At 71.5% G+C, this 13,753-nt stretch carries 13 protein-coding genes; 7 read left to right on the forward strand and 6 right to left on the reverse strand.

What is annotated here, in order from left to right; translation table 11 throughout:
* Positions 1–101: 101 nt before the first annotated feature.
* From ASC99_RS23770 to ASC99_RS23785, 4 genes are all read left to right on the forward strand, one after another.
* A complete protein-coding gene (locus ASC99_RS23770; RefSeq protein ID WP_057235369.1) occupies positions 102–377 on the forward strand; it encodes a hypothetical protein in 276 nt (91 codons plus the stop codon).
* A gap of 44 nt (positions 378–421) precedes the next feature.
* Positions 422–2,248 (forward strand): glutamine--fructose-6-phosphate transaminase (isomerizing), encoded by a 1,827-nt coding sequence (gene glmS, locus ASC99_RS23775; RefSeq protein ID WP_057235373.1) that lies wholly within the window; start codon positions 422–424, stop codon positions 2,246–2,248.
* 28 nt (positions 2,249–2,276) lie between these two features.
* Positions 2,277–2,633, forward strand: a complete 357-nt coding sequence (locus tag ASC99_RS23780; protein ID WP_057235376.1) for a VOC family protein — start codon at positions 2,277–2,279, stop codon at positions 2,631–2,633.
* Between the two features lie 81 nt (positions 2,634–2,714).
* On the forward strand, positions 2,715–3,371 hold the full coding sequence (locus tag ASC99_RS23785) for an NADPH-dependent F420 reductase (RefSeq protein ID WP_057235378.1): 657 nt from the start codon (positions 2,715–2,717) through the stop codon (positions 3,369–3,371).
* 7 nt (positions 3,372–3,378) lie between these two features.
* Here ASC99_RS23785 and ASC99_RS23790 read toward each other — a convergent pair whose 3' ends face one another.
* From ASC99_RS23790 to ASC99_RS23800, 3 genes are all read right to left on the reverse strand, one after another.
* On the reverse strand, positions 3,379–4,002 hold the full coding sequence (locus ASC99_RS23790) for a DedA family protein (RefSeq protein ID WP_057235381.1): 624 nt from the start codon (positions 4,000–4,002) through the stop codon (positions 3,379–3,381).
* Positions 4,003–4,023: 21 nt separating this feature from the next.
* Positions 4,024–4,218 carry a DUF1918 domain-containing protein gene (locus ASC99_RS23795; RefSeq protein ID WP_057235413.1) on the reverse strand — a complete coding sequence of 65 codons (195 nt, stop codon included), beginning with the start codon at positions 4,216–4,218 and terminating at the stop codon, positions 4,024–4,026.
* A gap of 83 nt (positions 4,219–4,301) precedes the next feature.
* Positions 4,302–4,943, reverse strand: a complete 642-nt coding sequence (locus tag ASC99_RS23800; protein WP_057235384.1) for a TetR/AcrR family transcriptional regulator — start codon at positions 4,941–4,943, stop codon at positions 4,302–4,304.
* Positions 4,944–5,772: 829 nt separating this feature from the next.
* Here ASC99_RS23800 and ASC99_RS23805 point away from each other — a divergent pair.
* The 3 genes from ASC99_RS23805 to ASC99_RS23815 all read left to right on the forward strand — a co-directional run bounded on the left by ASC99_RS23805 (position 5,773) and on the right by ASC99_RS23815 (position 9,221).
* Entirely contained in the window at positions 5,773–7,023 is a 1,251-nt protein-coding gene (locus ASC99_RS23805; RefSeq protein ID WP_057235386.1) for an RNA-guided endonuclease TnpB family protein, read from the forward strand.
* A gap of 99 nt (positions 7,024–7,122) precedes the next feature.
* The gene (locus ASC99_RS23810) at positions 7,123–7,422 is read left to right on the forward strand and encodes a hypothetical protein (protein WP_057235389.1); all 300 of its coding nucleotides are present in this window, start codon (positions 7,123–7,125) and stop codon (positions 7,420–7,422) included.
* Positions 7,423–7,529: 107 nt separating this feature from the next.
* On the forward strand, positions 7,530–9,221 hold the full coding sequence (locus tag ASC99_RS23815; RefSeq protein ID WP_057235416.1) for a serine/threonine-protein kinase: 1,692 nt from the start codon (positions 7,530–7,532) through the stop codon (positions 9,219–9,221).
* Positions 9,222–9,297: 76 nt separating this feature from the next.
* On the opposite strand, the gene ASC99_RS23820 is transcribed toward ASC99_RS23815, so the two are convergent.
* From ASC99_RS23820 to ASC99_RS23830, 3 genes are all read right to left on the reverse strand, one after another.
* Positions 9,298–11,844 carry an RICIN domain-containing protein gene (locus ASC99_RS23820; RefSeq protein ID WP_082598574.1) on the reverse strand — a complete coding sequence of 849 codons (2,547 nt, stop codon included), beginning with the start codon at positions 11,842–11,844 and terminating at the stop codon, positions 9,298–9,300.
* Positions 11,845–12,222: 378 nt separating this feature from the next.
* Positions 12,223–12,552 carry a putative quinol monooxygenase gene (locus ASC99_RS23825; protein WP_057235394.1) on the reverse strand — a complete coding sequence of 110 codons (330 nt, stop codon included), beginning with the start codon at positions 12,550–12,552 and terminating at the stop codon, positions 12,223–12,225.
* Between the two features lie 127 nt (positions 12,553–12,679).
* Positions 12,680–13,753 (reverse strand): trans-acting enoyl reductase family protein (locus ASC99_RS23830; RefSeq protein ID WP_057235397.1); only part of this gene is annotated, 1,074 nt, incomplete at its 5' end.

A 13,753-nucleotide genomic window follows, 5' to 3' on the forward strand; every position in this document is an offset into this window, starting at 1 on the left:
GGGGCCGGTCGGAACCCCGGCGGAGCCGAAAGCAGGAAGTCCTGCCCGATTTCGGGCAGGATTCTTGGAGTACGCCCGATCGACGCCTAGGCTCCCCTCTCGTGCCTGTCTCACCACACCCTCACGAAGACCTGCTCGCGCATCTGACCCGGACCACCCCGCTGGGGCCCGGCGAGGCCGCGCGAGTGATCGCGGAGGTGCTGGCGTACTTCTCCGAGAGCACCGAGGAGTACGTCCGTCGCCGCCACGGTGAGCTGCAGGCGCGGGGCCTGACCAACGAGAAGATCTTCGACCGGCTGACCGGTGAGCTCACCGCCCGCAGGGTCGCGGCGCCCGAGCTGTCCACCCGTCAGCTGCGCCGGATCGTCTACGGCTGAGCCCGCCCCCGCCCCACCCGACGACGTGACAGAGGAGTACCACCATGTGCGGCATCGTGGCCTACATCGGTCCCAAGGACGCCACCGCGTTCCTGCTCGAAGGTCTCCAGCGGCTGGAGTACCGGGGCTACGACTCGGCCGGCGTGGCGGTGACCGGGAAGCCGGGCACCCTCAAGGTCTGCAAGACCAAGGGCCGGGTCGCCGACCTGGCTGCCGCCGTACCCGCTCGGTTCAAGGGCACCACCGGCATCGGCCACACCCGCTGGGCCACCCACGGCGAGCCCAGTGACGCCAACGCGCACCCGCACCTGGACAACAGCGAGCGGATCGCCGTCGTCCACAACGGCATCATCGAGAACGCCGACGCGCTGCGTGACCGGCTGACCGCCGAGGGCGCGGTGTTCCGCTCCGAGACCGACACCGAGGTGCTGGCCCACCTGGTCGCCGCGCACGTCGGCGAGGGTGTCGAGCTGGAGGACGCGGTGCGCGCCGCGCTCGGCCACGTGGTCGGCACGTACGGCATCGCCGTGGTCGACGCCGCCCAGCCGGACCGGATCGTGGTGGCCCGCAACGGCAGCCCGATCGTGCTCGGCCTCGGCGAGAAGGAGATGTTCGTCGCCTCGGACGTCGCCGCCCTGGTCCGCTACACCCGCCAGGTGGTGCACCTGGAGGACGGCGAGCTGGCCACCGTCCGCGCCGACGGCTTCACCACCTTCACCGAGGACGCCCGTACGGTGACCCGTCAGCCGTCCACCGTGGACTGGGAGATCGCCTCCTACGACACGGCCGGCTACGAGCACTTCCTGCTCAAGGAGATCCACGAGCAGCCCGCCTCGGTCGAGCGCACGCTGAGCGGCCGCCTCGACGAGCGGTTCGCCACCGCGCACCTGGGCGGCCTCAACCTGGACGCCCGCGAGCTGCGCGAGATCCGCCGGGTGAAGATCCTCGGCTGCGGCTCCGCCTACTACGCCGGTGAGATGGGCGCCCAGCTGATCGAGGAGCTGGCCCGGATCCCCGCGCACAGCGAGCCCGCCTCCGAGTTCCGGTACCGCAACCCGGTGATCGAGGCCGACACCCTCTACGTGGCGGTCAGTCAGTCCGGCGAGACCTACGACACGCTGGCCGCCGTCCAGGAGATCAAGCGCAAGGGCGGACGGGTGCTCGGCGTGGTCAACACCGTCGGCAGCGCGATCGCCCGCGAGTGCGACGGCGGCATCTACCTGCACGCGGGCCCGGAGATCTCGGTCGCCTCGACCAAGGCCTTCACCTCGACCGTGATCGCCTTCGCGCTGCTGGCGCTGCACTTCGGCCGGATCCACGACCTCTCCCCGGCCGACGGCCGCCGGATCGTCGCGGGCCTGAAGGCACTGCCGGACCAGATCCGGGAGATCCTGGCCGGCGAGGACAAGATCGCCGAGCTGGCCGCCGAGTACGCCCAGAGCGAGGGCATGATGTTCATCGGCCGGGTCCGGGGCTTCCCGGTCGCCCGCGAGGGTGCGCAGAAGCTCAAGGAGATCAGCTACGTGCACGCCGAGGCGTACCCCGCCAGCGAGCTCAAGCACGGCCCGCTCGCGCTGATCAACCCGGACCTGCCCACCGTGGCGCTGGTGCCGGACGACGAGCTGCTCGACAAGAACCTCACCACCCTCGGCGAGATCAAGGCCCGGGCCGGCCGGGTGCTGGCGATCGCTCACCGCGCCCCCGACGCCAAGCTGGCCGACCACGCCATCCTGGTCCCGCGCAGCGAGCCGGAGCTCGACCCGCTGCTGCTCAACATCCCGCTCCAACTGCTCGCCTACCACGCGGCGGTGGCCCTCAAGCGGGACGTCGACAAGCCGCGCAACCTGGCCAAGAGCGTGACCGTGGAGTAACCCGCCCCGGGTCGGTAGAGTCCGTGCCATGGACTTGGTGTGGGAGCAGCTCGTGGTGGACTCCGCCGACCCGGTCGCGCTCGGCCGCTGGTGGGCCGAGGCACTGGGGTGGGTGGTGTTCAACGAGGACCCCGAGGAGTTCGAGATCCGCCCGGCGGCCGACCGGCTGCCGGGCCTGCTCTTCGCCCGTGTGCCCGAGGCGAAGACCCTGAAGAACCGGCTGCACCTGGACTTCCGCCCGGCCGACCAGGCCGCGGAGGTGGCCCGGCTGGTCGCGCTCGGTGCCCGGCCGGCCGACGTGGGCCAGGGGGAGCAGACCTGGCAGGTGCTGGTGGACCCGGAGGGCAACGAGTTCTGCGTACTGTCCTCGCGGCGGCCCGGCTGACCGGCCCCCGGGCCTTCCGGCCGTGCTGGTTTCCCGTCAGTTATGGTGACCGCACGGTCGGTTGAGCAGGGGAGCCACAGCATGCGGGTCGGGATCATCGGGACGGGTACGGTCGGGCGGACGCTCGCGGGCAAGCTGGTGTCGCTCGGGCACGAGGTGACGCTCGGTTCGCGCAGCAAGGAGAACGCGGCCGCGCTGGCCTGGGCCGAGCAGGCCGGTCCGTACGGGCACAGCGGGACCTTCGCGGAGGCCGCCGCCTTCGGCGAGCTGGTGATCAACGCGACCTCCGGGGTGGTGGCGGTGCAGGCGCTCCGGCTGGCCGGGGCCGAGCCGCTGGCGGGCAAGGTGCTGATCGACGTCTCCAACCCGCTGGTCTTCTCGCCGCAGGGCGAGGTGAGCCTGGAGCCGGTGAGCAGCGACAGCGTCGGTGAGCAGATCCAGCGCGAGTTCCCCGAGGCCCGGGTGGTGAAGGCGCTCAACACCGTCAACTCCGAGGTGATGGTGGACCCGGGCCGGGTGCCCGGTGAGCACAACCTGTTCGTGGCGGGGAACGACCCCGAGGCGAAGGCCGAGGTGGTCGCACTGCTGACCGAGTTCGGCTGGCCGCAGGGCTCGGTGCTGGACCTGGGGGACATCACGGGGGCCCGGGCGCTGGAGATGCTGATGCCGTTCTGGCTCAAGGTGATGGGGCACCTCGGGCACGCCGACTTCAACTACTCGATCCGGCACGCGGGCTGACGGCCGGTCAGGTCCGGCGGCGGCGCCAGAGGCGGTAGCCGACCAGCCCGGCCAGCAGCACGCCGAGCGCCACCAGGACCAGCAGCTGGTAGCGCACCAGCTGCTCGTACAGCGGCCCGATGTTGTCGCCCGCCAGGTACCCGGCGCCGCCCCAGACGCCGACCCAGAGCACCGCGCCGAGCACGTTGGGGGGCAGGAACCGCCGCCAGCTCATGCCGGTGGTCCCGGCCACGACGCCGTTGGTCTGCCGCAGCACGTCGATGAACCTGGCCGCCGTGACCACCTTGACCCCGTGCCGGGCGAAGAACTGCTCGCCGCGCTCCATCCGGGCCGGGGTGAGCAGCACGTACCGGCCCCAGCGCTCGACCAGCCTGTGGCCGCCGGTGCGGCCGAGCAGGTAGCCGAGGCTGTCCCCGGCCACGGCGGCGACCAGCGCGATCGCGAGCACCGCCGCGATGCTCATCCGGCCGGTGCCCGCGTAGACGGCGGCCAGCACCAGCATGGTCTGACCGGGCACCGGGATCGCGCAGTTGTCCAGGAACACGAGAACCCCCACTGCCAGGTAGCCGTAGCTGTCCAGCAGTGGGGTGAGGTGCTCGAGCGGACCGGGGAGTGGTGCGGGGGTGTCCACGGGGCTCCGGGGGAAGTGGGGTCAGTGGGCGGGCTGCTGACGTTCGATCACGGTGTCCGGGCCGGGGTAGACCAGCCCTTCGTGGCCGTCCTCGAAACGCACCAGGTACGGGGGCTCGCCCTCGCTGCCCCGGACCTCGATGATCTCGCCCAGCTGATCCGACATTCCGACCGACCTGCTGTGGGTGTGGAGGTGATCGCCTACCGTCGCTTGCATGGTCTGCTCCTTGTCCGGTGCGGTTGCCGTCCCGATCTCCACTGTGCGGCGCGAACGGGGCGGTCGCAACGTCCGGCCAGCGCTCAGGCGCCGGGGTCGGTGAGGTAGCGGCGGAGCAGGCGCTTGCACTCGGCGATCAGGGCGGGGTCACCGTCCGGATCGGTCCGGAAGGCCAGTTTCAGGACGGCGTCGGCGCTCTCCATCGCGACCCGCAGGGCCAGCGGGTGGCCCGGCCCGCTGAACAGCCCGCCGCCCAGGGTGCGCAGCCGCAGGGCCACCGCGGCGTTGTTGTCCAGCTCCCGGTCGAGCAGGTGCTGATCGTCGGCGACCCCGGCCGGGAGCTGGTCGACCAGGCCGAAGTCGAGGTGGCCGAAGCCCGGGACGGCGCGCTTCATCGCGACGAACTCCTCGACCGCCAGGTCGACGAAGCTCGGCACATCGGGTGGGGTCTCGGCGTCGAAACGGCGGGCGAGGCGTTCCAGGTAGCGTTCCAGGTTCCGCTCGGCCAGCGCGGCGAGCAGGTCCTCCTTGCCCGCGAAGAACTGGTAGAGGGTGCCGATCGGGACCTCGGCCCGGTGCGCGGTCTCCTTGGTGGTCAGCGCGTTCGCACCGACCTCGTCCAGCAGGCCCGCGCAGGCGTCGAGCAGCCGCTCGTACCGTTCCTGGCTGCGCTGCTGCACCGGCCGGCGCCGGGTGGGGACGGCGGTGCCGATGTCCGACTTCATGCGCCCACTGTGCCGCATCCGGCGGACGGGGAGCGAATCACCGGCCTTGGATGCTTCTGGTGTCCTTCCCGGGATGGGGGTTGGGGCCCGGCGCATCGACGGGACCGCGTGCGCCGGGACCGTGCGCTGCCTCACCCCACATCTGTCCGCCTCGCAGAGCACGATTGCGTGAACGCCGGACCGCCGCCCGCGTCGCGGTGGTGATCGGGGAGCGGAACCAGCCCGACGGTGACGGTCATGCGTCTCGTGGACTGCGCCTGCTGCTGCCGGCCCACAGGCGGGGACCAGCACCGCGAGGTCCGGTTCGAGGTCGAGCCACAGACCTTCTTGCGGTCCCGTCCGGACGGGACCGTCGCGACCGACGACGAAGCCCTGCGCCGCATGGCCGACCTGCAGGGTGCCCGGCTGCTGCACAATATCGGCATCCGTCGGCGGCTCGGAGCTACTGGACGCCGAACACGCCGTCCTGCTAGATGAGTTGGCCGAGCAGCTGGCCGTGCCATGGGTGAGCGTGGCCGACGGTCACGGCCGCGGCGCCGGTACCCCTGCGCCCGCTGGACCCGGCGGCGGGGCGCGACACCGGAGGAGTGGGAGGCGGCCCTCGGCGGTGTGGCAGTGGGTCGGGAGTCCCGGACGGCGCTGGATCGGGAGTTGGCCGCCGATCCGGCGATCGACCTGTTGCGCGAACTGATCGGGTAGCTCTTCGCCGCAAACCCCGGCCTTCAGGCCGGGGACAAGGCGATCCTTGGCCCGGAGCCGTCTAGCGGCCAGGTCACTGCGTTGTCAGTGGCGTGCCCTATGTTTCACGGTAATCGAAGGGGGTGTTCCCATGCTGTCCGGCCGCAGGTACCGGCTCGAACTCGGCACAGCTCAGGCCGAGTTGTGCGAGACGTTCGGCAACATATGCCGGTCAGTGTGGAACACGGCTCTTGAGCAGCGGCGCGAGTATCGGCGGCGTGGTGCGTGGATGAACTACGTTCCGCAGGCCGCCGAGATGGCCGAAGCGAAGCATGAGTTCCCGTGGCTCGCGGACGCCCCCTCGCACGTCCTGCAACAGACCCTCCGTGATCTGGACCGGGCGTGTCGGGAGCACGGGACGTTCAAGGTGCGGTGGCGTTCTCAGCGGCGCTGGTCGCCGTCGTTCCGCTTCCCCGCCGGCAATGCGATCACGGTGGAGCGGATCGGCCGTAAGTGGGGCCGGGCGAAGCTCCCGAAGCTCGGATGGGTGCGGTTCCGCTGGTCACGCCCGCTCGGGGGAGCGGTTCGCTCGGCGACTGTCAGCCGCAGGGGTGTGCACTGGTTCGTGTCGTTCCTGGTCGAAGACGGCCGCAGCACACCCGAACAGCATGCGATGCCGAACACTGCCGTGGGCGTGGACCGGGGCGTGAAGGTCGCCGCGACGACCAGCGACGGCCGGTTCATCGACCGGCTGTTCGCCACGCCGGGCGAGCGCGCCCGGCTGCGCCGCTTGCAGCAGAAGCAGGCCAGGCAGAAGCGCGGCAGCTTCCGGCGCCGTGCGAACGTTGCCGCGATCGGGACCATCCACGGTCGTGTGCGTGACCGCCGTACGGACTTCTGCGCCCGCACCGCCGCCGACCTGACCACCCGTCACGCCGTGGTCGTGCTCGAAGAACTGCGGACGACGAACATGACCCGCTCGGCGTCCGGAACGATGGACGCCCCCGGCGCGGGCGTCGCGCAGAAAGCCGGCCTGAACCGGGCCATCCTGGACAAGGGATGGCACCTGCTCGAACTCGCGCTCCGCAACGCGGCGCGTACCACCGGAACCGCCGTGGTGCTGGTTCCGGCGGCGTACACCTCCCAGACGTGCAACCCGTGCGGGCACGTGGACCCGAAGAACCGCGAGAGCCAAGCGGCCTTCGAGTGCACGTCCTGCGGACACCGGGCACACGCCGACGTGAACGCCGCCCGCAACATCCTCAACGCCGCAGGGCATGCGGTGTCAGGGCGTGGAGACCTCGGGGCTAACCGGTCCGTGAAGCGCCAACCACCGCCGACGCGCACACGCACGGGGCGAAGCCCCCGCGCGGCTCGCGCGGCCGGAATCCCCGTCCTTTAGGACGGGGAGGAAGCCAATCTGGAGTTCCGCGCGGGTGCCCTGGCCGGGACGCTCGTCCACACCGTCCGGCTTCTCCTGCTGACCCTGGGTGAGGCCGGGGTGCGCGAGCTGATGGTCGGCTACGCCCGGCAGCGGACGCCCGAACTCTTCGCCACCGAGGAGGCCTTCGCCTTCGCCGAGTACCTCGGGCGGAGCCGTCCGGCCGTGCCGCTGCTGCCGGACGTGCTCGAACTGGACCTCGGCCTGATGCTGGTCCGGCTGGACGGTGAGCCGCGTACGGTGACCCTCGGCACCGACCCGACCGTGCTGCTGACCGAACTCGGCGCCGGGCGGCTGCCGGTGGCCCCGCCGCGCGGCAGCTACCTGCTGCGGCTGGTGGACGACCGCGCGGCCGGCTGAGGACGGGTCACTGCCCGGCCGCAGGCGGAGACGGTGTGCGGGTGCGCGGCCCCGGCGGTGCCGTGCCCGTTCGAGAGCTGTCCGCCGGAGCCCCTACGATGGCCGCCATGACTACAGGGGGGCCGGGCGCCCAGCTCGTCGACGGCCGATTCGAGTTGCTCGAGCGGCTCGGCGGCGGCGGTATGGGGCTGGTGTGGCGGGCCCGGGACATCGTGCTGCAGCGGGAGGTGGCGCTCAAGGAGGTCCGCTCGCCGGATCTGGCGATGCTCGCCGCCGACCCCGCCGCGGCCTTCGAGCTGCGCGAGCGGGTGTTGCGCGAGGCCCAGGCGCTGGCCCGGCTCCAGCACCCCAATGTGGTGATCATCCATCACATCGTGGACACCGCCGAACTCACCCACCCCTGGCTGGTGATGGAGCTGGTGCCCGGCGGCTCGCTGCACGACCGGCTCAACCGGGGTGCGCTCTCGCCGCAGGAGGCCGCCCGGATCGGCCGCGGCGTACTCTCCGCGCTGCGCGCCGCACACGCCGCCGGCATCCAGCACCGCGACGTCAAACCGGCCAACGTGCTGATGCGCACCGACGGCACCCCAGTGCTGACCGACTTCGGTATCGCCGCGCTGAGCGAGTCGACCAGCCTGACCGCGACCGGCGCGCTGATCGGTTCGCCCGAGTTCATCGCCCCCGAGCGGATCCGCGGCCAGGAGGGGAACCCCTCCTCCGATCTGTGGTCGCTCGGCATGATGCTGTACGTCGCCGTGGAGGGCCACCACCCGCTGCGCCGTGCCACCAGCTTCGCGACCCTGGCCGCCGTCCTGGACGAGCCGCTCCCGCCGCCGGTGCGCTCCGGCCCGCTCGGGCCGACGCTGGTCGCGCTGCTGGCCCGCGATCCGGCGGTCCGGCCCGATGCCGCAGAGCTGGACCGGTTGTTCGCCGCCGCTGAGCAGGGTGTCGACGGGACGCTCGGCGACGGGTCCGTTCCGTACACGCCCACCCAGCTCAGCGGCACCGTGCCCCGTCCCGTCGGTCCCGTCGACAAGGTGCCTGAGTACGGCAGGGCCGGGTACGACACCGGCGGTCACGAGCCGTGGGTGCAGCCGGAGCCGACCGGGCGTCCTCCCGTCCGCCGACGCACCGGTCCGGTGCTGGCGGCGGTGGCCGGTGTGGCGGCGGTCGGTCTGCTGGGCTGGTCGCTCAGCCACGGGCTGCCGACGTTCGGCAACCGCGCCGCCGGCGGCTCCTCCCCGAAGGCCGCCCGCAGCAGTGCGGGCAGCACCAGCACGGGCAGCACCGTGGTCGGCGGCGCCGCCTCGTCGCCCGGCACGGGCAGTACTCCCAAGGCCGCGAACTCGGCTGCCGCCGCCAAGGATCTGCTCACCCCGAACGGTGCCCGCAGCCTGGTCGATTCGATCCGCTCGGCCACGGGCAACACCGTGATCACCCAGCTGCTGATCTACCCGGGGTACGCCAGTGCCAGGGTGGTGACCAAGGACAACCCCAAGCACTACGACGACTTCGACTACCGCGACGGCAAGGTCACCAGCAAGCCCGGCGGCACCGTCGGGACCAACGACGGGACAGTGGACCTCACCAAGATCGACTGGAACCAGATCCCGACCGTGATGGCCAAGGCCCAGACCGAGCTCGGTGTCGCCAACCCCAAGTCGCGCTACCTGAACGTGACTTACGGCTGGTTCGCCGACGAGATCACCATCCGGTACTACCTGTCGAGCGACTACGGCGGCGGCTACCTGACCGCAGGCGCCACCGGCAAGGTGCTCAAGGTGGTCAAGTCCGGCTGACGGCAAGGAGGTTCGGGGTGCCGAAGCCGGGGCCTCCGGGCTGATGTGCCCGGTGGCCCCGGCCGTCGGGGTGGTGTCAGCTGACGGCCCAGCGCTGGAGGGCGCTGCCGCTGTCGGACTGCTGGGTGACCTGGGCGCCGTTGGACGTCGAGGCCGTGGTGAGGACCAGCCCGCTCTTCTGGGAGGTGACCTTGAATCCGCCGGTCGCTGCGGTGACCAGCCAGCGCTGGCTACTCGCCCCGGTGCAGGTGGCCTGGATCACCTGGGCGCCCGCACTGGTGGATCCACCGCTGACGTCCACGCACAGGTGGGACTCGCCGTTGACGAGCTGGTAGGAGCCGTCGCTCTGCTGGGTGAAGACCCAGTCCTGGTTGGCGCCGCGGTTCGGTGTCCAGGTGATGAGCTGGGTGCCGGAGACGGTGGAGTGGTTCGGATCGTCCAGGGCCTTGCCCGAGCTGACGACGGTGTGGGCGCCGTCGGACACGGCGCCCACCGACCAGGTGAAGGTGCCGGTACCGGTGGCGGTTCCGGAGGAGGCGGTCACGGTGACGGTCGAACTGCCGGTGCTGCCGGGGGTACCGGTGATCAGGCCGCCGGGGCTGATCGACAGGCCGGCGGGCAGGCCGGTCGCCGAGAAGGTCAGCGGCTTGTTGGCGGAGTCGGTGGCGGTGAGTTGGAGCGAGACCGCCGTGTTGACCTTGGTGGACTGGTTGCCGGGGCCGATGACGGACACGGTCTCGGGGACGGCGCCGGCCACGGTCAGGGTCAGGGACTGTTCGGCGGCGTTGCGGCTCGCGCCGACCGGGCTGCCGGTGGTGTTGGTCCAGAACCGGGCCGGGGTGGTCTCGGCTGGGCGCGAGGTGTCGGAGGACAGGCCGATCACCAGGCCGCTGTAGCGGTTGACCAGGCGGTACGTGCCGTTGGGCGTGTTGGTGGCGGACTTGCCCGGGATCACCCACCACTGCTGGCCGACGCTGGGCCCGCCGGTCGGGGCGGCGGTGACGGTGGGCTTGGCGCCCCAGGCACGGCCTGCGGTGACACCGGAGTCGACGCCGAGCAGCTGGCCGGTGGCGCCGTTGGTGATGCGGTAGGAGCCGTCGCCGTTGCCGGTGAAGCTCCAGGTCTCGAGACCGGAGCCGGTGGCGGCCGAGGCCGAGGTGGTGGCCGAGCTGCCGGAGACCTGGGCGAGGACGCGGCCGGCCCCGTTGGCGATGCGGTAGGACTTGGTCACGTCCACCGGCGGTGCGGCGGGGGTGGTGTTGTCGATGCTGAGGTTGATGTACTCGCTGCTGGAGCCGCCCGAGCAGCCGAAGGAGCAGTAGGTACGGAAGTTCTTGCCGACGATGCCGCTGCCGGTCTTGCTGACGCTGTCCAGGAACCAGCGGTACCAGGAGGCGGTGTGGTAGCTGCCGGTGTCGCCGATCCGGTACCACTTCTGGGTGGTGAGGTCGTCGGTGGCGTACAGCTCCTGGGGCGCGTTCCCGGACTGGTCGACGGCCTGCGGTTCGCCGATGTACAGGCCCAGGTGGGCGTTGTAGGTGATGTCCATGACGAACAGCGGCGAGGTGGCGGGCATCGTGCCGGCGGCGACCTGCTGGTCGGCGGTGCCGGTGTTCGCCGGGTTGTACTCGGCGGCGGCCGGGGTGTAGCCGGTGCCGCCGGCGGCCGGCACCATGTTGCTCTCCTTGCCGCCCTTGCCGGGCTGGGACCAGGCGCCGTCGTACCACTTCTGCCACGAGTCCGGGGCCATCTTGGCGGAGATCGGTGACCGGGCGACGTGCTCGTGGAAGGCCTTCCAGCTGCCGCTCTTGTCGACCACCCGGGAGCCGTAGAAGACGTAGAAGTACCCGGAGGCGGTGTCGACGAACAGCCGCTGGTCGCCGTCGCCGTAGTAGTAGGTCTGGTTCGGGAAGGCGGTGGTGTCACCCCGCTTGGTGGCGTACGGGGAGGTGATGACGTGGTCCTTGATGGTCCACGTCCGGCCCTGGTCGGTGGAGACGGCGTAGTCGATCGCGTCGTAGTGCAGGCCGTCGCCGAAGGGCTGCGGGGTGAACTCGTTGTGCACCAGGCCGTACCAGTCGCCGGTGTCGGGATCGACCCAGAGGCCGGCGAGGTCGCAGAAGTTCTTCTGGGAGTAGCCCGACCCGGCGGGCGGGGCGGTGGCCTCGAGCCCGGTTGGGCTGTTGTTGCACCGCCAGGTGGTGTCGTTGTTCTTGTCGTTGGAGTTGGCGGGGTTCACCGCGTTGCTGAGGGTGGTGTTGAAGGTCGCGGTGTCGAGGTTGCCGCCCGAGTAGAAGTCCCAGACGCGGCTCTGGTTGGCGCCGTAGAGGGCGGCGGCCTGCTGGTAGTAGAAGGTGCCGTCCTTGTCGATGTAGGGGAAGGCCGGGGTGTCGGTCGGGTGGGTCCAGGCGCCCTTGGCACCGACGGTGACGGTGTATCCGGAGGTCGGGGGCGTGGCCTGGGCGGCGCCCGGGGCGAGGGCGCCGCCGGCCACCGACACGGTGGCGGCGAGGACGATGGCGGCGAGTCTGCTGCGGCGGGGCGGCACGGTGGCCTCCTTCTTCGGGCGCGTCGTGGCGCCGCTCTGCTCGTGGGGGACGGGGACAGGGCGTGGGCGTGGCATGGGGTGGCCCTCCTGGTCAGGACTCCGAGCCGGGCGGGCAGGCGCAAGGGACCGCACGGCACAGGAGCGAGTGGGGGATGAACGCTGAGACACCGCGAGCTCTGCAGTTAGGTGCAGTATCCGGCCCTGTATCGCGCAGATGTCAACACGAACGCGCAAAATGTTGCATCTTCGCTAGGCTTCGCACGCCGGGGTGGACACGCCCGGGGCAGGCGGTGCGGGCGGTCGTGGCTGGTGCGGGGCCTGTCGGGGCGTCAGGCGGCGCGGGTGAGGTTCACCGCGTCCGGCGAGCGAGCTGTGAAGGTGGTGCGACTGTTGACGACTCGTCAGGTCCGGCTCCGGGCCCGTTACTCCCTGGCCCGGAGCCGGCGGGGCGGATCAGTCCTCGGTGGGCGAGAGTTCGGCCATCTCGGACCAGCCGTCGGAGGGTGCGTCGACGTAGATGATCTGCGGCTTGGTGGCGATGGTCTTCGGGAGGACGGCCATCGCGGTCTTGAAGTGGTCGGAGTTCACGTGCGCCGCACCCGCGTCGGCGGACTCGAACGCCTCCAGCAGGACGTACTGGTCGGGGTTCTCGACACTGCGGGACCATTCGAAGAAGACGTTGCCCGGCTCCGCGCGCGTGGCTCGCGTGAACTCCCCGACCTGCGACATCCAGCTGTCGCTGTACTCGGGGCGGGCGGTGAACTTGACGGTGATCAGGATCATGCGGTTCTTCCTCCGAACGGGACAGGGCATGGGGGCGCCCCCGGCAGAACCACCGGAGGCGCCCGCCCCGAGCCTAGCCAGAGTGGACCGTCCGGCCGGAGGAGATCACCGCAAGGTGCAGCAGTACTCAGCCGAACTGCGGCGGGGTGTCCAGTACCTGGAAGGAGATGCCCGCCGAGACCAGCCGGTCGATCAGTGGCCGGCCCATCGCCACCGCCGTGGTCAACTGTCCTGCCAGGGGCGGCAGGTCGTCGTASGCCAGGCAGAGCGCCGACTCGGCCAGCATCTTCGCGGTCTCCTGGTAGCCCGGATCGCCGCCGGACACCTCGGTGAAGACCGTCCGCCCGTCCTCCGCCCGMGCCACGAACCGGACGGTGAACCAGGACCGCGCCCGCTGCTCCGCACTCGGCCCGTCGCCGGGCTTGCGCAGCTTCCCCAGCGCCCGGCGCAGCAAAGGCAGTTGGGCGGCCAGGGCGAGCGCCACCACTGCCGCGACACCGCCGACGGCGATCGGCAGCCGCCGGACCGCCGCGTAGTGCGCGTAACCGAAGTCCGGGCCGTACTCGTCCAGCGCGGCGGCCGATCGGGCGACCACCTGCGGGTCGATCGTGGGCATCGGCACGGCCCAGGCCCGGGCCGCCCGGGAGCGGTGCGGTCGGCCGGTSGGSGTGTGGATCAGCCGGTCCTTCGGCCGGGGTTCGACCGCGCGGCGCGCCCGGGCGGCCTGTGCCATCGCCCTCGGCCGGGAGAAGGCCGTCATCGCCGAGGCGAAGGTGCCGCCGGAGATGGTGCCGCCGGCGCGGACGAATCCCTCCACCGAGAGCCGGGCCGCCGGGCCACCGTGGCGCAGCAGCTCCTCGACGGTGAACAGCACGCCGAGGTCGTGCGGCACCGAGTCGAAGCCGCAGGCGTGCACCAGCCGCGCGCCGGTCGCCACCGCCCGCTCGTGGTGCCGCAGATACATCCGGTCGACGAACTCCGGCTCGCCGGTGAGGTCGACGTAGTCGGTGCCGCTCTCCGCGCAGGCCGCCACCAGCGGCTCGCCGTGCCGCAGGTACGGGCCGACCGTGGACACCACCACCCGGGCCGAGGCGGCCACGTCCCGCAGCGCCTCGCGGTCCGCAGCGTCCGCGACCAGCAACGGGAGTTCGGCGCAGCGCGGGTCGGTCTCCGCGAGCTTCGCCCGGACGGCGGCGAGCTT

The sequence above is a fragment of the Kitasatospora sp. Root107 genome, from assembly GCF_001424875.1.
In the GTDB taxonomy this organism is placed as follows: Bacteria; Actinomycetota; Actinomycetes; order Streptomycetales; family Streptomycetaceae; genus Kitasatospora.